The sequence below is a fragment of the Mesorhizobium sp. M1338 genome (assembly GCF_040318045.1).
In the GTDB taxonomy this organism is placed as follows: domain Bacteria; phylum Pseudomonadota; class Alphaproteobacteria; order Rhizobiales; family Rhizobiaceae; genus Mesorhizobium.
Genome location: NZ_JAMYLL010000011.1, coordinates 69,926 through 89,989, shown reverse-complemented (window position 1 = coordinate 89,989; position 20,064 = coordinate 69,926). Strand labels below are relative to the sequence as shown.

Sequence of the window (20,064 nt, the reverse complement as noted above, 5' to 3'; positions counted from 1 at the left end):
GAGATATGGATGTGTCAAGCAGGGGCGTTGATGGTCACGATCCGGCCGTTTCCGAAAAAATCTTTCCATTACCCCAAGGATTAGCCATTAGCCTTCGTCCAACAGGCAAATGATGGCGATGATGCTGGATGAGAGCGAAGCCTCCGACGCCGAATTGATCGGGCGGGCGAAGGGCGGAGACAGGGGGGCCTTCAGCACATTGCTGGAGCGCCATTACGACTTTGTCTATCGGGCCGCCTATCGATGGTGCGGCAGGAAGGCGGACGCCGAAGACATCGCCCAGGAGGTCTGCGTCCGGCTCGGCAAGGCGATCCGCGACTATCGCGGCGGCGGCGCCTTCACGACATGGCTCTATTCCGTGACGATGAACGCCGCGCGAGACACGATGCGAAAGACCGCGCGTGAGACGGTCAAGACCGAGGCCTACGGCATCCATGCGCTGATCACGGGCGATGCGTCGGCCGAACCGGAAGACCCGGCCGACGCCCTATGGGCAGCGGTTCGGCAATTGCCGGATAAGCAGCGTGACGCGGTGCTTTTGGTCTATGGCGAAGGGTTGAGCCACGCGTCCGCCGCCGAAGCGATGGCGATCTCGGAGACGACGGTTTCCTGGCACATCCATGAAGCGAAGAAACGGCTGAAGACGCTGATGCGCACGGCCGGGGAAGTGTGACCATGGTCGACGACAACGAACTCAAGAAACTGCGCGACATCGCGGCACCGGCGCCGGGCGGGAGCGCGAAGGCACGTGCTTTTGAGGCCGCCCTGCGCGCCTATGATCAGGAAAATATTTCTGCCGTCACCCAAGGATCGGTTGGCGGGCTTCGTCTCACAGAGCGAGCACAAAAGCTCTGGAGCGAGATCATGCAAAAGAAACTCATTGCCACGCCGGCCCTTGCCGGGCTCGTCGCCCTGCCGATCGCCGGATACGCCACCTTCCATATGCTGAGGGAGCAGCCGCCTAAATTCGGCGGCGACGAGAAGATCAGCGAGACGCTGGCCGACAAGCCGGCGACCCTGAAGCCGACCACCGCCGAGCCGAAGCCGGCTCCCACCGAATTGGCGAAGGACAAGAAGGCCGACGCCGATGTGGAAAGCCGCGATGCCACCGATGCGCTCGTGGCGCCGGCATCGCCGCCGAAATCCGAATCGACCGTTACCGGCGGTGCGGCACAACCGAACGCGTCGGCGACTCCCACCGTGTCGTCGAGGTTTGACCTAAAGACCTATAGTGGCAAAGAGACAGAGTATGGAACTTTGCCAGCTCCCAGGCCGGCGCCTGCGCCCAGCGGCGAGGTTTCGCGGGAGAGTGCTGGCCTAATGCCGAGCGCGCCCCATGCCGCGCGGGCCAGTCGCGTCCAAGGGGCCGAGTCCAAGCTGATGGTGCCGCAGCCGTCGACCTTGCCGGCCGACCAGATGCAGCCGCAACAGGAAAACCGCGACCGCGTCGAGGACTTCAAGACCAATCCGGTGCATGCCGCGCTCGAGGATCCGGTCTCGACCTTCTCGATCGATGTCGACACGGCTTCCTATTCCTTTGTGCGCGGTTCGCTGAAACAGGGCACCCTGCCTCAGGCCGATACGGTGCGCGTCGAGGAGATGATCAACTACTTCCCCTATGACTGGAAGGGGCCGGATTCGGCCTCGACGCCGTTCAACTCGACCGTCAGCGTCATGCCGACGCCGTGGAACACGCACACCAGGCTGATGCACGTCGCCATCAAGGGATTTGACGTCAAGCCGGCCGAGCAGCCGAAGGCCAATCTGGTCTTCCTGATCGACGTCTCGGGCTCGATGGACGAGCCGGACAAGCTGCCGCTGCTCAAGTCGGCATTCCGGCTGCTGGTCAGCAAGCTGAAGGCGGACGACACCATCTCGATCGTCACCTATGCCGGTGATGCCGGTACGGTCCTGGAGCCGACTAAGGCGTCCGAAAAGGACAAGATTCTCAGTGCCATCGACAATTTGAGGCCAGGCGGCAGCACGGCCGGCGAGGCGGGTATCAATGAAGCCTACAGGTTGGCGCAGAAATCCTTCGTCAAGGACGGCGTCAACCGGGTGATGCTCGCCACCGACGGCGACTTCAATGTCGGCCAAAGCGATGACGATGATCTGAAGCGGCTGATCGAGAGCGAGCGCAAGACCGGTGTCTTCCTGTCGGTGTTCGGTTTCGGCCGAGGCAATTTGAACGACCAGATGATGCAGACCATTGCCCAGAACGGCAACGGCACCGCCGCCTATATCGACACGCTGGCCGAGGCCGAGAAAGTGCTGGTCGAGGATGCCTCTTCGACGCTGTTCACCATCGCCAAGGACGTGAAGATCCAGGTCGAGTTCAACCCGAACAAGGTCTCCGAATACCGCTTGATCGGCTACGAGACCCGCGCCTTGAACCGCGAGGATTTCAACAATGACCGCGTCGATGCCGGCGATATCGGCTCGGGCCACTCGGTCACCGCGATCTACGAGATCACACCCAAGGGCGGCGGCGGGGAACAGATCGATCCGCTGCGCTATGGCCAGGCGTCGGTCAACAATGGCGGTGTCGCCAATGCGGACGAATATGCCTTCGTCAAGATCCGCTACAAGCTGCCCAACGAGGACGTCTCGAAGCTGATCACCACACCGGTGACCTCGGCCAATGAGATTTCGTCGTTCGACCAGGCCAGCACCGACCAGCGTTTCTCCGTCGCGGTCGCGGCCTTCGGCCAGAAGCTGCGCGACGAGGATGCGACCGCGAAGTTCGGTTATGACAAGATCATGGAGATCGCCACTGCCGCTCGAGGAGCCGACCCGTTTGGGTACAGGTCCGAGTTCCTCTCGCTTGTGCGCCTTGCCTCGGCGCTGGGCGGTAACCGGTAGTGGTGATAACGGCCGGTTTCTTTCAGATGGGATCGTTCTGATAGGGGAAGCCGACCTACGGGCGGGTGAGGCAGGCCGGCGAGGGATTCATTCCCTTGCCGGCCTTTTTTGCAATTTCCCGGGTCGTTAAATTGCGCCGCATTTCCGGTACTGGATCGCAACCCCCTCCTTGCTACACGGGACATGTCTACGGGGCTTGAGGAGCCGGAATTGCAGATCAGGACTATCGTCAACTCGATACCGCCAGCACGCGACGCCTCCGCGGTTTCATCAGCCCCATCATCCGAATCAAGGCGCATCAGCGACGATGTCGCGCAGGCGCGCGACACCGCCATGTCGGCGCTGACCAACGACCGCTTCCGCATCATGCTGGAGCAGATAACCGATCCGGTTTCATCCGGCGCGCTGATGACGATGCGCGGCGACAATGTGGTCGACTTCAAGTCGGCGCAGTCGAGCTACGCCGACAACAGCGAATAGTCGAAAACCATGGGTCAGGCCCGGCCGCGGCGGCGCTCGCGGCGGGCTTCGCTGGTCTCGGCGGTGTTTTCCGTCGCCACCTTGTTGCGCATCGGACCGATGCGCTCGACGATCGCGGCAACAGTCGGACGATCCGCCTTGGTGTGGGCGTCGAGCGCCTTGCGCATCGCGGCAAGGTGCTGGAACGAGGTGCCGCAGCAGCCGCCGATAATCTTGGCGCCGCCATCGACGGCGAGGCGCACATAGTCGGCCATCAGTTCGGGCGTGCCGGAATAGTGGATTTCGGTGCCGCGGAATTCGGGAATGCCGCAATTGCCCTTGACGATAACCGTCGCCTCCGGCTTCGCTTCGGTCATATCGAGCAGTGAGGCCAGGATATCGGAGGCGCCGACACCGCAATTGGCGCCGACACCGAGCGGTGCCTGCGAAAGTCCGTCGGTGACGCCGTGGATATCCTTCGGCAGCAGGCCCATCATGGTGCGGCCGGCGGTGTCGAAGGAACCGGTGTAGGTGTAGGGGAGGCCGACGCGTATGGCAGCCTCGGCCGCGGCGCGGATCTCGTCGGGAGCCGACATCGTCTCGATCCAGGCAACTTCGGCGCCACCGGCCTTGAGGCCCTCGATCTGCTCGGCGAAGGCGTCGACCGCCTCGTCATAGGTCATGGCGCCAAGCGGCACCAGCAATTCGCCGGTCGGGCCGACCGAGCCGGCGACGATCACCTTGCGGCCGGCCTTGTCGGCGACGGCACGGGCGAGCTCGGCGGCGCGCTTGTTCAGCGCATGCGCGCGGTCCTGCGCATGGTGCAGCTTCAAGCGGTGACGGGTGCCGCCGAACGAGTTGGTGAGGATGATGTCGGCGCCGGCATCGACGAAATTCTGGTGCAGGCTGGTGATGGTGTCGGGCGCCGTCTCATTCAGCAGCTCGGGTGCCTCACCGGCCTCCAGACCCATGGCGAACAGATTGGTGCCGGTGGCGCCATCGGCCAGCAGCACGCCCTTTTCAGCCAGCAGCGCGTCGATTGGGTTGGTGGTCGTCATCGGATTGGCTTTCATGTTTCGAATTCGAATAAGGATATAAAGAAGTCTTTATGTGTAGTCAATGAAATAGCAGTGGCGGCGGCACCCCGCCCGCCCAAAGGATCGTGATCGCCCAAGCTCAGACAGTGCCTGTTGGGAACGACATGCCGGCCAGTCTGTGCGCGAAGCCTGCCGCCTCGTGCGCGTTGATGTCGGCGGCGCGGATCAGATTGTCGAAATGCTGGATCAGCGTCTGGATCGGCTGGGTGGCGTTGAGCACCAGATACATGTCGCCGACATAGATGGCGGCGCGATAGGGTCCGAAGATGGTGTAGGGGATCGAATAGCGCATCCGCCCGTCATAGAGAAACAGCCGGAAGGTTGGATAGAGGTCGTCGAGCAGCGTCGCCATGTGCAGGAGTTGGGCGCGGCGGTCGGCTTCCGGGAAACGATCCCAGACGCCCAGCCCGCGTGCAAAGATCTCCAGCGTGTGGCGTGGCATGCAGACTTCCATGTCGGTTTCCGGCCGCCTGTTGTAGTCGATGCGGTATTGTGTTTCGCCGGCCTGCGCCAGGCGGCTCTTGTTGGCGATGCCCGCCTCATACTCGATCAGCGCCTCGGTGCGCAGAAGATCGGGAATGCCGGCGGGCACGTAGCGGATCTTGGTGCCGGCGGCCTCGGCGTGCCATTTGGCCAGCAGCGTGCGGTCGAACCCGTCCGGTGCCTCCTCGATCTCAAGGCTCTCGCGGATTTCGCCGGTGAGGCCCTCATCCTGGCTGAGGCCGAGAAGCCAGTCGAGCGACACCTTGAACTCGGCGGCGATATTGAGCAGCGTTTCGGCGCGGGGCAGGCGGGTCGAGGCGCCCGACAGCAGCTGCGACAGCGCCGAGCGGTCGATGCCGACCGCCGTCGCGAAGGCCGACTGGTTGAGGTCGGAGCGTGTCAAGAGCATTTTCAGGCGCTCGCGGAAGATGGTCGACAGGTCGCGCTTGTCCATATCGGTGCTCCGGTCCGATTGAGGAAAAATTTGCGCTGAAGCGTCTTCACGTGCTTCTCAGGCGTAAATAAATCCCTAAGTCTGTTTACAATGTATAACATGTGCGGTCAAAAATGCGCAATCGCAACAGTTTGTGCACTTTGTCTCGTTGAGAGGAATCAATTCTCCTGACACAATGCTGTCAGGAACCAATTGGGGCTCCGGCGACTGAGGGGCAGTGGTCGATAGCATGACGAGCAAGAGCATCAGGCGACACAGAGTACCGGCCATCGAGTGGCCGACCGTGGTACTCGCCTTCTTCTGTTACGCAACTTGGCTCGCCACCGGTTTCCTGCTCTGGCCATCCTACCCCATCCTGGCGCTCGCCGTCCTCGCCTTCACCGCCGCGCTGCAATCCTCGATCATGCACGAAGCGCTGCACGGACATCCGACGCGCAACGCGCGGGTCAACGAAGCCTTCGTCTTCCTGCCGATCGGCCTGGTCTGGCCGTTCCGCCGCTTCAAGACCATCCATCTGCGCCACCACGCCGACGAGCGGTTGACCGATCCGCTGGACGATCCGGAAAGCTATTACCAGGCGCTGTGGCAGCATCACGAGCTGCCGCCGACGATGAAATTCGTGCTCAAGATCAACAACACCATGGCCGGCCGGTTCGTGCTCGGCCCCTGGCTGTCCTGCATCGGCTTCTTCATCGACGACGCCAAGCAGATGATCGCCGGCGACAAGGCGATCCGCAAGGCCTGGCTGTTGCATGCGATCGGCCTTGCCATCGTGGTGCCGATCGTCCAGTCCGGCTTCGGCATCCCGCTGTGGCTTTACATTCTGGTGCCGGTCTGGCTCGGCCAGTCGCTGATCTCGATCCGTACTTTCGCCGAGCATCAATGGTCGGAACATCCGGAAGGCCGCACGGTGATCGTCGAGCGCTCGCCGCTGTCGTTCCTGTTCCTCAACAACAATCTGCACTTCGTCCACCACAAGAGCCCGACAGTAGCCTGGTACAAGCTGCCCAACCTGTTTCGTGACCGCCGTGAGGAATGGCTGCGGATGAACAATGGCTATGCCTATCCGAACTATTTCGCGCTGATCAAAGCCTATGCGTTCAAGGCGAAGGAGCCGGTCGTGCACCCGGTGCTGCGGCGCCAAGCGGAGCCCGGCAGGGCGTTCAAGCCACGCGTCAGGGCGCGCAGCATCAGCGGGCTTGGCAGTGCGCCGGTTCCCGCGGAGCCGCCCAAGGAATGAGTTTTTGTGGCAGGCAGGTGCTGCGTGCTAGACTGGCTGCGGTCGGTTCCCTTCAATCCCGGGCATAGCGGTCGAATTCCGACATGAGCGAATTGGTTGCGGCGTTGCCGATGTATGACTGGCCTGAAGTGCGCGATGACGTCGACGCGCAATGGGCGCTGCTGCGCGATGCCTTCCGGCAAAAGGGTATCGACGCGCCGCAAACCATCGCGCGCCGCAATGGTGACCTGCCGCCGGTGCCGGGCGGCATTCACGATGCCCAGGGAAAACTGATTGCATCCGATCGGGCGACATTGTCGCCGGACGAACTCGACTTTCTCAAATTGTGGCTGCATCCGGCGCTGCTTTTCTCGCAGACCTGCTGGGGGCCGATGGAACTAGGTCTGTCCAGGCATGTGCAAGTGGTCGGCCAGCCGAGCTACGACGCCTATGAAGGCGGGCAGGGTGAGCTCTACTCCAGCGCCATCGTTATGCTGGCGGATGGCGCGCCGTCGGTTGCCTCGCCAGATGACGGCAGCCCGCTGATCCCGCTCGATCGCATCCGTGGCAGGCGCTTCACCTTCAACAATCTCGATTCCATGTCCGGCCTGATCGGACTGACGCGCGACCTGGAGGCAATGGGCGAGAGCCTTGACCTCTTTGCCTCGCGCAGCGAAAGCGGCGGGCACCGTTCCTCGATCGTCGCGATTGCCGAGGGCAAGGCCGATGTCGCGGCCATCGACTGCGAGAGCTGGGTGCTGGCGCAGCGCTTCGAGCCGGCAGCTCGGAAAGTAAGGGTCGTTGGCTGGACGGGACGGCGCAAGGGCCTGCCCTACATCACCGCCGCAACGACGCCGGAAAAGACGGTAACCGCGCTGCGCGAGGTCCTTGCCGGCCTAGCCGAGCAGCCGCTCGTCAAGCGGATAGGTTGAAAGCTGCTCGTTGCCGGCCGCGGTGATCAGGATCTGTTCCTCGATCTTGACGCCTTCGCGCCCGCCAAGCCTGCCGATGTAACTTTCCACACACAACACCATTCCCGGTTCCAGCACGCCGTCCGGCGTATCTGATGTCCAGTCGCAGGCATGCGGCAAGGTCGGGTATTCATCGGCCAGGCCGACGCCATGATAGAGCACGCCATAGCGCGTCGGGAAGCAGTCACCCGGCGGCACCGCCGAGCGTTCGACGAGGTCGCGGAACGAGATGCCCGGTTGCATCAATGCCGTGTTGTGCGCGATCTGGTCGGCGGCGATGCGGAACAGCTCTCGCTGCTCGTCAGACGGTTTTGCGTCGCCGCACAGCCAGGTGCGCGACAGGTCGGCGCAGAAGCCGTAGGGGCCGATCAGGTCGGTGTCGAAGGCGACGAGGTCACCGGCCTCGATCTTTCGAGACGAGCATTCCTGGAACCATGGATTGGTGCGCGGCCCTGACGTCAGCAGCCGGGTCTCGATCCATTCGCCGCCGCGCGCGATGTTGCCGCGATGCAGTTCGGCCCATAGCTCATTTTCGGAAATGCCAGGCTTCAGGGCCTGTTCCATCTCGCCCATCGCTGCTTCGCACGCGACGATGGCGCGGCGCATGGCGAGGATTTCGTCCGGCGACTTGATCAGCCGCGCATTCTCCATCACCGCTTCGCCATTGCCGATCGAAACACCAAGGCGTGCCAGTTCCTCGACGCCTTCAGGGTTGATGTGATCGACGGCGATGCGGCTGTTTCCGCCGCCATGTTCCCTGACCAGATCGGCGATGCCGGCGGCCCAGCGGCGGACCTTTTGCTCCGTAAGCTCGCCGCTATAGAGATACATCCACGACACCGCCGGCCGCACCTCGTCGACGACGCCGGAATGATCGGACAGGTGTTCGCAGGAGAAATAGTCGAACAGTATCACCGGTCCGTCGGTGGCGACGAAGCAATGCCGTGTCGGATTGTGCGCCACCCACAGCTGCATGTTGGTGCTGTCGGTGGCGTAGCGGATGTTGACGGGGTCGTAGAGCAGGGCACCGGCATAGCCGCGGCGCTTCAGCTCGGCGCGGATGCGCTCCAGCCGGTATTTTCGCATCGCCGGCAGGTCGGGAGCGGCAATGCCCGCCGCGGCCCATTCGGCTTCCGCCTGCGCGCCATAGCCCAGAACATGCTGGTTGAGCGAAGCCGCCTTCTGGCGGGAGGCGTCGCGCAGCGCCTCGATCGAGCCCGGCTCGAACGGCATGATCTTGCGATGCCGGCCAAAGCTGCCCTTTGGCCCCGCGCTGTCCATGGTCGAACCTCAGGTCCGCATCTTCTCGCCGCTCGGATCGAATGGTGCTTCGACATTGATGCGGGCCGGACGCCGGTGTCCGAGGATCTCGATCTCGAACAGTCCGGCACTTTCGTCCTCGGCAAGTGCTGCTGGTACATAGCCTTGCGCCATCGACTTCTGCACATAGTGGGCATAGCCGCCCGACGTAACCCAGCCGACCACGCGCCAGTCGCCGTCTACGATGCCACGTACAGCCGAAGCGCCTTCGGCGGCCTTGGAGCCGCGTATCTCCTTGCCGCCCGTGTCGAAGCGCGGCGCGCCATAGCCATGCGGCTTTTCAACCGTGCCATAGTCCTTGCTGACCTTGGCCCAGATCGGCTCGTCGCCCATGACGTCGGCATCGGCTGCATCGACGATGAAGGAGACGCGGCGCAGTTTCGGTCCCTCGGCGTGCTCCTTGGCGGCAGCCTCTCGGCCGATGAAATCGTTCTTCTCGAGCTTGATGAAGCGGTCCATCGCGCCTTCGAACGGCCCGTAGATCGGCCGCAGCTCGCGGAACCAGGTCGGGAAGTTCTTTTCCAGGCGCATGGAGAGCAGAGCGCGCATACCGAAATCGACGAGACCGAATTCCTTGCCGGCGTCCTTGATCGCCTGGTAGACCAGGCGCTGATAGGCAGGCGCCATCCAGATCTCGTAGCCGAGGTCGCCCGTGTAGGTGATGCGGTTGACGAGACAAGGTGCGCCGCCGACCGCCATTTCGCGGAAATCCATGAAGCGGAAGGCTTTTGTCGAGATGTCGACGTCGACCAGCTTTTGCAGCAGGTCACGCGATTTCGGTCCGGCGATCGAAAGGCCGACCAATGTCTGGTCGAAGCGGTGGATGCGCACCGATCCATCCTTCGGCAGATGTTTTTCGAACCAGCGCATGTGGTATTTCTGCGCGGCCGACGAACCCCAGATCATGAAGCGGTCTTCTCCACCCCTGGGGGCGGCCTTGGCGATGGTGAAGTCGCCGATCAGCTTGCCGAATTCGTTGAGCATCGGCGTCAGCACGATGCGGCCGGTCTTCGGCATGCGGTTGGTCATCAACCGGTTGAGGAAATCCTCAGCCGCTAGCCCAGACACTTCGTATTTGGCGAAGTTGGCGATCTCGGTGACGCCGACGCGCTCCCGCGTGGCGCGCACTTCCTCGCCGACCGGCCCAAAATAGTTGGAGCGATGGAAGGAGACGATATCCCTGGGCTCCTTGCCTTTCGGTGCGAACCACAGCGGTGTCTCGAGGCCCCAGGAGTCGCCCATGACGGCGTTGTTGGCTAGCATGGTGTCGTAGAGCGGCGTCGTCTGTGCGGGGCGCGCCGCCGGCAGTTCCTCATTGGGGAAGCGGATGGAGAAGCGCCGCGAATAGTTTTCACGCACCTTGGCGTTGGTGTAGCGCAGGCCGGCCCATTCGCCGAAGCGGGTGACATCCATGCCCCAGACGTCGAAGCCGGGATCGCCATGCACCATCCAGTTCGACAAAGCGAGGCCGACGCCGCCGCCCTGGCTGAAGCCGGCCATGACCGCGCAGGCGCACCAGAAATTGGTCAGGCCCTGCACCGGGCCGACCAGCGGGTTGCCGTCGAGCGCGAAGGTGAAGGGGCCGTTGATGATCTGCTTGATGCCGGCCTTCTCGATGCCGGGGAAATGCTTGAAACCGATTTCCAGCGACGGCGCGATGCGGTCGAGGTCCGGCGGCAGCAGTTCGTGGCCGAAATCCCACGGCGTGTTGATCGGCGACCACGGCTTGCAGGCCTTTTCATAGGTGCCGAGCAGGATGCCGTTGCGCTCCTGGCGGGTGTAGATCTCGCCCTTGAAGTCGAGCACGCCGATCATTTCGCGCCCGGTCGATTTGTTGAATTCCTCGACCTCCGGCATCGGCTCGGTCAGGAGATACATATGCTCCATGGCCAGCACCGGCAGTTCGACGCCGACCATGCGGCCGATCTCGCGCGCCCACAGGCCGCCGCAGTTGACGACATGCTCGGCCTTCACCGTGCCCTGTTCGGTGACGACATTCCAGGTGCCGTCGACCTCCTGCGTCAGTTCGACAACGCGGTTGCGCAGCACGATCTCGGCGCCGAGCTTCTTCGCCGCCTTGGAGTAGGCAATGGTCGTGCCGGACGGGTCGAGATGGCCTTCGACCGGATCCCACATGGCACCGACGAAATTGGTCTCGTCCATCAGCGGGAACATCGCCTTGGCTTCGGACGGGGTGATCAGCTCGGTGTCCATGCCAAGATAGCGGCCCTTGGCGTGGGCAAGGCGCAGGAAGTCCATTCGTTCCGGCGTATCGGCCATCATCACGCCGCCGGTCAGGTGAAGCGAGCAGGATTGGCCTGATATTTCCTCGATCTCCTTGTAGAGCTGCACCGTATAGGCCTGCAGCTTGGCGACATTGGGGTCGCCGTTCAGCGTGTGGAAGCCGCCCGCCGCGTGCCAGGACGAGCCGGAGGTTAGCTCCGAGCGCTCGATCAGCATGATGTCGGTCCAGCCAGCCTTGGCCAGGTGATAGAGAACCGAGCAGCCAACGACGCCGCCGCCGATGACAACCGCTTTTACATGAGATTTCATCAAGATAGGTCCGTTTTTGAAGGAATTGAATCGAGTGGGCGCGGTGTGCACCCTTCCTCAACCCCGTCGATCGGGGAAGAGGTGTCGAGCGAAGCTCGACGGAGTGGGGGTCGGCTATTCATCAAGGCAATGATCAAAAATCGGTTGGCGCGCCGCCTTCGGACCGCCGCTTGGCGACGAAGGCGTTGAGTTCCTCGCGGATGGCCGGATCCATGTAGGGCTCTTCGTAGGACGCAAGCCGTTCCTTCCAGACTTTGTTGGCCTTTTCGAGCGCTGTCGGCGAGCCGGCTTCCGCCCAGGTCTCGTAATTGCGCCAGTCGGACAGGATCGGCGAGTAGAAGGCGGTCTTGTAGCGGTCCTGCGTGTGCTGGGTGCCGAAGAAATGGCCGCCAGGGCCGACGGACTGGATGGCGTCGAAGCCGAGCGCCTCCTCGGAAAGGTCGAGCGGGGTCAGGAATTCGGCCACCATCTGCAGCAGGTCGATGTCCAGAATGGTCTTCTCGTAGGAGCAGCGCAGGCCCCCTTCGAGCCAGCCGGCGGCGTGCATCATCAGATTGCCGCCGCCCTGGATGGCGCCCCACAGCGAGAACACGCTTTCGTAGGCCGACTGCGCGTCGACCGTGTTGGCGGCGCAGGTGTTGGAGGTGCGGTAGGGTATGTTGTAGCGGCGGGCAAGCTGGCCACCAACGAGCTGCGCCTTCATGTATTCCGGCGTGCCGAAGGCCGGTGAACCGGACTTCATGTCGACATTGGAGGTGAAGCCTCCATAGCCGACGGGCGCGCCCTTGCGCACCATCTGCGCGAAGGCGATGCCGGCAAGTGCTTCGGCGTTTTGCTGCACCAGCGCGCCGGCGATGGTGACCGGCGCCATGGCACCCGATAGGGTAAACGGCGTCACGACCACGACCTGGCCCTTGCTCGACATCTGGATGATGCCTTCCATCATCGGCACATCGAGCTTGAGCGGCGAATTGGTGTTGATGATGGTGAAAACGGACGGCTCTTCGAGCAGCTGCTCGTGGCTGATGCCGCGCGCGATCCTGGCGATCTCGATGCCGTCGACATTGCGCTCCTTGCCGAGCGAATAGATGTGGAACACCTTGTCGGTGAGCACGCTGAGATCGCGGATGCATTCGAGATGGCGGACGGATGGATGGATATCGGTCGGCTCGACCGGATAGCCGCCCGTGCAGTTCAGGATATTGTGCATCTGCGCGAGCTTGAGGAAATTGCGGTAGTCCTGCTGATTGCCAGGCCGGCGGCCACGATCGATGTCGGAGCAATTGGGCGCCGACGCCATCATCGAGATGATCACATTATTGCCGCCAAAGCGCACATTGTGCGCGGGGTTGCGGGCATGGATGGTGAACTCCGACGGGCAATGCGACACCAGTTCCAGGATCATGTCGCTGTCGAAGCGCACCCGCTCGCTGCCATCGCGCACGTCGGCGCCATGCGCTTTCATGATGCGGCGGGCTTCGTCATGCAGCACGTCGACGCCGATTTCCCGCAGCACGCGCAACGAAGCGAGGTGGATCGATTCCAGCTCGTCGTCGGAGACCAGCCTGGTCGGCGTCAGCGGGTTTTTCAGCTGGCGGAAAGCCGGCTGCTCGAACGCGGCCGAGCCGCCGGCGCGCTTTCCGGCGCGGCCACCGCGACGGGCGCGATCGGTGGCCAATGCCGGTTCTGCTGGTTGTAGGGCGGCGGTCATGGTGGTCCTCGTACGATGCGATAGCGGGCGGCATAATGGACCGGCGGCTGTCCAGCCATTGCGGAGGCGGCGACCACTAGGGCGAGGGAAGCGACATACCGGAACGGCAGTTGCGCGGCCCCGATTGCATTGCCCCGTTGGCGCAAGCGGATTTCGCTGGCCGGCCTTTCTTGTCGCTGTCGCCGGCTTTACGCTCTGTGCGGTGATCCTGCATGCCGTCTCATCAAAGCTCACCCGTTTCGAGGATGACGGCCAGCGGCCTTATCGGGTTTGCCAAGCTGGCGCCGGCGCTGCTGCTTGCCGTGCTGATCTCGGCCGCGGTCCAGCAGAGCACCTATGCGCTGATCCCGGTCTTCGGCGCCAGTTACGGCCTGGCGCAAGCCGTACTGGCCTCGCTGATGATGGCGCTTTCGCTGGGCAACATCCCGCTGCAGATCCCGCTCGGCCTTTCCGCTCGGACTGCCGGTCGTTACCGCCGGCCTCGACGCGGTGCCGGTGATGTTCGCGCTGTATCGCTCGTCCGGGCGCCGAGCCTCCTGACAGGCCGAGCCTCCTGACAGGCATTGTCTGGAGCAAGCAGTTTTCTCCCGCCAGGGGACTTACCACCAGATGACGCAGTCGCTAATCCTGCAACCCCGATAGCGGTGCGCACAATGAACCTGGCGGAATCGAACGACGAGACGATGCAGTGGGCGGCGATCACGGGGGTGATCGCGACCGTCTCGGTGTTCGCCATCGCGCAGGGGCTGTCCTATCCGCTGCTGAGCTTCATCCTGCAGCGTCAGGGCGTTTCGCCGGCGATGATCGGCCTGTCTGCGGCGATGACGCCGATCGGCTTCATCGTGTCGTCGCCGCTGATCCCGGCGCTGGCGCGGCGGTTCGGGGCAGGGCGCACGGCGCTCATTTGTGCTGCTCTGTCGGCAATCGTGCTGGCGCTGATCGGCTGGACGCAGAACGTCTATCTCTGGTTTCCGCTGCGCTTCCTGATCGGCGTGGTGACCAATCCGCTCTATGTGCTGAGCGAGATCTGGGTGATCGCGCTGGCGCCGCCGACGCGGCGCGGCCGCGTCATGGGTGTTTATTCGACGATCATCTCGGCCGGTTTCGCGGCCGGGCCGCTGTGCTTGCTTGCCGTCGGCACGGAAGGCTGGCCGCCCTTCCTCGTCGGCATTTTCGCCTTCGTGCTGTGCGGCATCTGCCTGGCCTCGGTGCTGCAGCGCCTGCCAAAGGTCGACGAGGCGGGGAACCAGGTTTCGGTGCTTGGCTTCGTGCCGCTGGCCTGGCTGCTTTTGTTTGCCGTCATCGTGGCCGCCGGCTTTGAACAGGGGGCGCTGGCCTTGCTGCCGGTCTATGGCACCCATCACGGCATCACTGAAACCCGCATGTCGGCGCTGCTGTCGGTGATGATTGCCGGCAACATCGCCATGCAGGTGCCGCTTGGCTTGCTGGCGGAAAGGCTTTCCGCGCGCCTGGTGCGGCTTGTCTGTGTTGCCTTGACGGTGCTCGGCTGCGCGCTTTTGCCGCCGCTCATCGAGACGCCGCTGGTCTGGCCGATGATCTTCATCTGGGGTGCTGTTTCCTACGGCATCTACACGATGTCGATCATCGAGCTCGGCGAGCGCTTCACAGGCTCGACACTGGTCGCCGGCAACGCAGCGTTCTCCTTGATGTGGGGCGTCGGCGGCATCGCCGTGCCGCCGCTGGCGGGCGGCGCCATGGATATTCTGGGCGCCGGCGGGCTGCCGATCACGCTCGGCCTGATGTGCCTGGCGCTGGCGATCGCGAGCCTGGCTGGCCGGCGGAAAGCCTCAATCGTGCGTTGAACATATTGAATATCGGACATGGCATATCGATGTTGGCAATGCCAAAAGCGACGCGTTTATCGGAGACCTCATGACCAAGCCCAGCCAAAAACCAAGATCCGCCACCGAGACCAACGATCCCTTCCTCTGGCTGGAGGACAGGACAGCCACGCAGTCGCTCGACTGGGTGCATCGCCAGAACGAGGTCACGGTTGGCGAGCTGCAGGGTGATCCATCCTATCAGGCGTCGTTCCAGACCGCGCTCGACCTGATGACGGCCGAGGACAACATCGCGGTCGGCGCCGCACTCAAAGGCCATGTCTACAATTTTTGGCAGGACAAGACCAATTTGCTCGGCCTCTGGCGTCGCACGACGGTCGCGTCCTACAAGACCGAGAAGCCCGACTGGGAAACGATCATCGACTTCGACCAGCTTGCGGCGAAGGAGGGGATCAAATGGGTGTTCAGCGGCGCCAGCCGGCTCTATCCGGACTTCAGTCGCTGCCTTGTCTCGATGTCGCCCGATGGCGGGGACGCCAGCGAGATGCGCGAGTTCGACATCGAAACCAAATCCTTTGTAGAAGATGGGTTTCGCGCGCCCGCATCCAAGTCGGGTTTCAGCTGGCTGGACAAGGACATGGTCATCGTTTCGGCGGCCTTCGAGGAAGCCGACAAGACTGAGTCCGGTTATCCGCGCGTGGTCAAGCTCTGGAAGCGCGGCACGAAGCTCGAAGACGCGACACCGATCTTCGAGGCGCAGAAAGAGGATCTGGCCGTTGGCGCAGCTGTCGAGTTCGACGGCGACAAGCGCTATTTGATCCTGGCCCGGACGCTGAATTTCTTCGCTTCGCACATCTTCCTCCGGCTGCCTTCCGGTGAAAACAGACGTCTGCCTTTGCCGGACGACATGACCGACACCGCGATCTTCAGGGATCAGCTCGTCTTCGGCTTGCGCAGCCCGTGGACGGCGCCCGACGGCACGTTGTGCAAGCCTGACGGCCTCTATTCGCTGGATCTGGCGCACTGGGTCAAGACCGACGCGCTCGGCCCGGTGGAGACTTTGTTCGAGCCGGCGTATCGCGTTTCCATCGCCGGCATTGCCCGCACGCAGGACCGGCTGTTCATCAACCTGATGGACAATGTGCGCGGCAAGGTCGTCGTCTGCGAGCGGACCGATCGAGGCTGGTCGCTGAAACCGGTCGCGTTGCCCGAAAACGGCAATGTCGGCATCAGCCATGCCGAACAGTTCGGCTCGAGCGTTTCCTTCTCCTTCACCGATTTCCTGACGCCGAGCTCGATCATCTGGTCGGACGACAATGGCGAGACGCTGGCCACCGTGAAATCGCAGCCGGCGCGTTTCGATGCCTCGCCGCTGATCTCGGAACAGTTCGAGGCGCGCTCGAAGGACGGCACGATGATCCCCTATTTCGTCGTCAGGCGGCGCGACCAGAAAGGTCCGGTGCCGACGCTGCTCTATGGCTATGGGGGCTTCGAAGTGCCGTTGCTGCCTGGCTATGCCGGCGTGCGCGGCAGGCTGTGGCTGGAGAAGGGCAACGCCTATGTGCAGGCCTGCATCCGCGGCGGCGGCGAGTTCGGCCCGGCCTGGCATCAGGCGGCGCTCAAGGGCAATCGCCAGAATGGCTTCGACGATTTCGCCGCGGTTGCGCAGGATGTCGTTCGACGCGGGATTGCGACAGCAGCCTCGCTCGGCATCCAGGGCGGCTCGAATGGCGGCTTGCTGACCGGCGTTTCCTTGACGCAGCGCCCCGAACTTTTCGGTGCCGTCATCATCGAGGTGCCACTCCTCGACATGCTGCGCTACACCGAATTGCCGCCCGGTGCCTCCTGGATGGCCGAGTATGGCGATCCGTCGAAACCGGAAGACGCGAAGTGGCTTTCCGCCTATTCGCCCTACCAGCATGTCGATGCCGGTGCCGCCTATCCGCCGGTTCTGCTGACCACCTCGACCGCCGATGACCGGGTCCATCCCGGCCATGCGCGCAAGATGGCCGCGCGTCTGCAGGAAGCCGGTCATGCCAAGACGATGTTCTTCGAGGAGACAGAAGGCGGCCATGGCGGTCGCGGCGACCGCCGGCCGCAGGCGGCGCAGACCGCGATGAAATATGTGTTTCTACAAAGGGCGTTGAGCGGCGAAGCCTGACCTCTTTCCATGGCGCCGCCTGAGCAAAGGAGTGGTTCACCTCGACCGCCCTTTGCTCTAAGGTGTCTGCCATGGCTCTCGCTAGGCTATCAGCTCGTGCATTCCGGATCGCGGTGACACCGTCATCGCGCACGCTGCGCGCCGAGCTTTTGCGGCTGTGCGCCCGCATCGGTTATTCGCCGCCTGCTTGCCTCTGATGCATTCGCCCCGGCTTGGGCCGGATAGAATCCAGAGGAAAGATCACATCCATGACCTATCAGAATTATTCGCTGAAGCAGCTTCAGCAGATCGATGCCGCGCATCATCTCCATCCGTTCACCGATCACAAGGAACTGCGCGAGGCCGGCTCGCGCATCATCACCCACGCCAACGGACCATTCATCTACGATTCCGAAGGGGCTGAAATCCTTGACGGCATGGCCGGGCTGTGGTGCGTCAACGTCGGCTATGGGCGTGACGAGCTGGCCGAGGCCGCCTATGTCCAGATGAAGGAATTGCCTTACTACAACTCCTTCTTCAAATGCTCGACGCCGACGCCCGTGCTGCTGTCCAAGAAGCTGGCGGAAATCGCACCGAAGAACGTCAGCCAGGTGTTCTACGGCTCCTCCGGCTCGGAAGCCAACGACACGGCGCTGCGCCTTGTCCGCCACTATTGGGTGCTGGAAGGCAGGCCGGAGAAGAACCGCATCATTTCGCGCAAGATGGCCTATCACGGCTCGACCGTTGCCGGCACCTCGCTCGGCGGCATGGATCCCATGCACAAGCAGCTCGGCGGCGCCGTGCCCAACATCGTCCATGTCATGATGCCCTATGCCTATGAGCTGGCGTTGCCTGGCGAGAGCGATCATGATTTCGGCCTGCGCGCGGCAAAGGCCGTCGAGGATGCGATCCTCGAAGCCGGCGCCGACAAGGTTGCTGCCTTCATCGGCGAACCGGTCATGGGAGCGGGCGGCGTGAAGATACCGCCGGCCAGCTACTGGCCGGAGGTGCAGCGCATCTGCCGCAAATACGATGTCCTTCTGATGCTGGACGAGGTCATCACCGGCTATGGCCGCACCGGCGAGTGGTTCGCCGCGCAGACGCTCGGCATCGAGCCGGACACGATCACCACGGCCAAGGCGCTGACCTCGGGCTATCAGCCGCTGTCGGCATTGCTGGTCGGCGACCGTATCGCCTCGACGCTGGTCGAGAAGGGCGGCGAGTTCAATCACGGCTACACCTATTCCGGTCACCCGGTGGCCTGCGCCGTGGCGCTGAAGAACCTCGAGATCATCGAGCGGGAAGGGCTGGTCGACCGCGTCCGGAACGATACCGGCCCCTATTTCGCAAAGGCGTTGCAGGAGCGCGTTGCCGGGCATGATCTCGTCGGCGAGGTGCGTTCGATCGGGCTGATGGGGGCGATCGAGATCGTCAAGGACAAGGCGACCAAGGAGCGCTTCCGGCCGGCGGGAAGTGCGGCGGTGACCGTGCGCGACCATGCGATCGCGAACGGCATGATGCTGCGAGCCACCGGCGACACGATGATCCTGTCGCCGCCGCTGATCTGGACCCGCGATACGATCGATATGGCTTGCGACCGTATCTCGAAGGCGCTGGATCTGGCGCAAGCCGATCTGCGCAAGCGGTAGGGCTCGAGCCCCGACCGGGCGTTCCTCGGCGGGAGCGCCCGGCCTCGACAACTTGATCAAGCGATAAGGGAACGAATTTCCATCCCCAGCGCGTAATGTGTGGGGCAGCGGCTGATTCGGCCGCGACAAGGGGTTTGTTTTCATGAGAAAGACCGGCAACAGCCGACGGACGCAAGACGCGGCCAGCATCGGCGGTGACCTGATGCTGGCGCCTCTGGTGGCGATGATGCGGCTGCCGTTGATGGCGATGGATGGCGGGAGCAGCCAGCCATGGAATACGGAGACGGCGCGTGCGGTGAACGAGAAGACCGTCGCGATGGCCGAAGGCGCGTTCGCGGCGCAAATGTCTTTCCTGCAGTCGGCATCGCGGTTCTGGCCGGAGATATATTCCGGTCGCACCCCGTCTCTGTTCAACGGCGTTGCGGCGGAACGCTCGATCAGCGCCGCGCTGAAGCCGGCGAGCCGTGCCGTGAAGGCGAACTTTCGCCGGCTGTCCGACAAGACCTGACTGACGTTGCAGAACTTTGATTTTGCGCATCAAGCAGCGCATGCGCTAGAACCAGTCGGTACAGTTACCGAAGGGGGACACGATGGCCGGACAACCGCTCAACCAGCCGGCTGAAATTCCAGCCGAACTCGACCGCTGGAACTGGGGCGCCTTCTTCCTCAACTGGATCTGGGGTATCGGCAACAGCACGTTCATCGCGCTGCTGGCGCTGATCCCATTGGTCAACATCATCATGATCATCGTGCTGGGCGCGCGCGGCAGTCGCTGGGCATGGCGGAACCGCGCCTGGCGCGACGCGGAACAGTTTCGCAAGACGCAACGCAACTGGGCAATCGCCGGCCTTGTCGTGTGGGTGGTCGGGATCGGCGGCTGTGCGACGATGGTCGGCAGCATCCCCTACGTCCTGAAAGGCAGCGATGCCTATCACATGACGATGGACAGGCTCCGCGCCGACGACCGCGTCAAGGCCGCCCTCGGTGATGATGTGACCGACAGTTTCTGGGTCGGCGGCCATCTTAATGTGAATGCGAATGGGGCTGGTGACGCCCAGTTCAGCATTCCGGTCCACGGCGCCAAGGGCAAGGGCACCGCCTACTCAACCGCTGTCCGCACCGCCGGCATGTGGGGCCTGCGCCTGCTGGTCGTCAGGCTCGAGGGAGCCGATGCACCGATCGTGCTGATCAACGAAGATCATGTCCCGATCCCGAATGCGGCAATCGGAATATAAAACCAGACTGCGCGGATAAACCGGCGGAAACGCAAAAACCGCGCTCCATCGGGAACGCGGCTTTGCCAGATACGCATGGCGCTTCGCTACTCAAACACTTTGCGAAACC

16 protein-coding genes are annotated in these 20,064 nt (G+C 63.1%); 11 read left to right on the top strand and 5 right to left on the bottom strand.

Going from position 1 to position 20,064, the window contains the following annotated elements:
• The first annotated feature begins 112 nt into the window (after positions 1-112).
• The 3 genes from NKH19_RS13425 (at position 113) to NKH19_RS13415 (ending at position 3,342) form a co-directional block, all read left to right on the top strand.
• Positions 113-673, top strand: coding sequence for an RNA polymerase sigma factor (locus tag NKH19_RS13425; protein WP_352867681.1), 561 nt, complete (start codon positions 113-115; stop codon positions 671-673).
• 2 nt (positions 674-675) lie between these two features.
• The gene (locus tag NKH19_RS13420) at positions 676-2,862 is read left to right on the top strand and encodes a vWA domain-containing protein (protein ID WP_352867521.1); all 2,187 of its coding nucleotides are present in this window, start codon (positions 676-678) and stop codon (positions 2,860-2,862) included.
• 210 nt (positions 2,863-3,072) lie between these two features.
• Positions 3,073-3,342: a hypothetical protein gene (locus NKH19_RS13415; protein WP_352867523.1), complete on the top strand. Its 270-nt coding sequence runs from the start codon at positions 3,073-3,075 to the stop codon at positions 3,340-3,342.
• A gap of 14 nt (positions 3,343-3,356) precedes the next feature.
• Here the strand turns inward: NKH19_RS13415 and bmt are convergent, their stop codons facing one another.
• Complete coding sequence (gene bmt, locus NKH19_RS13410; RefSeq protein ID WP_352867684.1) at positions 3,357-4,379, bottom strand: betaine--homocysteine S-methyltransferase; 1,023 nt, start codon at positions 4,377-4,379, stop codon at positions 3,357-3,359.
• 118 nt (positions 4,380-4,497) lie between these two features.
• Positions 4,498-5,355: a helix-turn-helix domain-containing protein gene (locus tag NKH19_RS13405; protein WP_352867524.1), complete on the bottom strand. Its 858-nt coding sequence runs from the start codon at positions 5,353-5,355 to the stop codon at positions 4,498-4,500.
• A 229-nt stretch (positions 5,356-5,584) separates the two neighbouring features.
• On the opposite strand from NKH19_RS13405, the gene NKH19_RS13400 reads away from it, so the two are divergent.
• Both NKH19_RS13400 and NKH19_RS13395 read left to right on the top strand, forming a co-directional pair.
• Positions 5,585-6,595, top strand: a complete 1,011-nt coding sequence (locus NKH19_RS13400; protein WP_352867526.1) for a fatty acid desaturase — start codon at positions 5,585-5,587, stop codon at positions 6,593-6,595.
• A gap of 83 nt (positions 6,596-6,678) precedes the next feature.
• Positions 6,679-7,506, top strand: a complete 828-nt coding sequence (locus NKH19_RS13395; RefSeq protein ID WP_352867527.1) for a phosphate/phosphite/phosphonate ABC transporter substrate-binding protein — start codon at positions 6,679-6,681, stop codon at positions 7,504-7,506.
• On the opposite strand, the gene NKH19_RS13390 is transcribed toward NKH19_RS13395, so the two are convergent.
• The 3 genes from NKH19_RS13390 to NKH19_RS13380 all read right to left on the bottom strand — a co-directional run bounded on the left by NKH19_RS13390 (position 7,471) and on the right by NKH19_RS13380 (position 13,129).
• Positions 7,471-8,826 (bottom strand): M24 family metallopeptidase, encoded by a 1,356-nt coding sequence (locus tag NKH19_RS13390; protein WP_352867528.1) that lies wholly within the window; start codon positions 8,824-8,826, stop codon positions 7,471-7,473. The genes NKH19_RS13395 and NKH19_RS13390 overlap by 36 nt on opposite strands.
• Positions 8,827-8,835: 9 nt before the next feature.
• A complete protein-coding gene (locus NKH19_RS13385) occupies positions 8,836-11,418 on the bottom strand; it encodes a GcvT family protein (RefSeq protein WP_352867530.1) in 2,583 nt (860 codons plus the stop codon).
• Between the two features lie 133 nt (positions 11,419-11,551).
• Complete coding sequence (locus NKH19_RS13380; protein ID WP_352867531.1) at positions 11,552-13,129, bottom strand: trimethylamine methyltransferase family protein; 1,578 nt, start codon at positions 13,127-13,129, stop codon at positions 11,552-11,554.
• A gap of 212 nt (positions 13,130-13,341) precedes the next feature.
• On the opposite strand from NKH19_RS13380, the gene NKH19_RS13375 reads away from it, so the two are divergent.
• The 6 genes from NKH19_RS13375 to NKH19_RS13350 all read left to right on the top strand — a co-directional run bounded on the left by NKH19_RS13375 (position 13,342) and on the right by NKH19_RS13350 (position 19,955).
• The gene (locus NKH19_RS13375; protein WP_352867533.1) at positions 13,342-13,686 is read left to right on the top strand and encodes a hypothetical protein; all 345 of its coding nucleotides are present in this window, start codon (positions 13,342-13,344) and stop codon (positions 13,684-13,686) included.
• Positions 13,687-13,782: 96 nt separating this feature from the next.
• Complete coding sequence (locus NKH19_RS13370; protein WP_352867534.1) at positions 13,783-14,952, top strand: MFS transporter; 1,170 nt, start codon at positions 13,783-13,785, stop codon at positions 14,950-14,952.
• Between the two features lie 70 nt (positions 14,953-15,022).
• Entirely contained in the window at positions 15,023-17,092 is a 2,070-nt protein-coding gene (locus NKH19_RS13365; protein WP_352867535.1) for a prolyl oligopeptidase family serine peptidase, read from the top strand.
• Between the two features lie 248 nt (positions 17,093-17,340).
• Positions 17,341-18,720: an aspartate aminotransferase family protein gene (locus NKH19_RS13360; RefSeq protein ID WP_352867536.1), complete on the top strand. Its 1,380-nt coding sequence runs from the start codon at positions 17,341-17,343 to the stop codon at positions 18,718-18,720.
• A gap of 142 nt (positions 18,721-18,862) precedes the next feature.
• Positions 18,863-19,228: a hypothetical protein gene (locus tag NKH19_RS13355; RefSeq protein ID WP_352867538.1), complete on the top strand. Its 366-nt coding sequence runs from the start codon at positions 18,863-18,865 to the stop codon at positions 19,226-19,228.
• Between the two features lie 82 nt (positions 19,229-19,310).
• On the top strand, positions 19,311-19,955 hold the full coding sequence (locus tag NKH19_RS13350) for a cytochrome c oxidase assembly factor Coa1 family protein (RefSeq protein WP_352654976.1): 645 nt from the start codon (positions 19,311-19,313) through the stop codon (positions 19,953-19,955).
• Positions 19,956-20,064 lie beyond the last annotated feature (109 nt).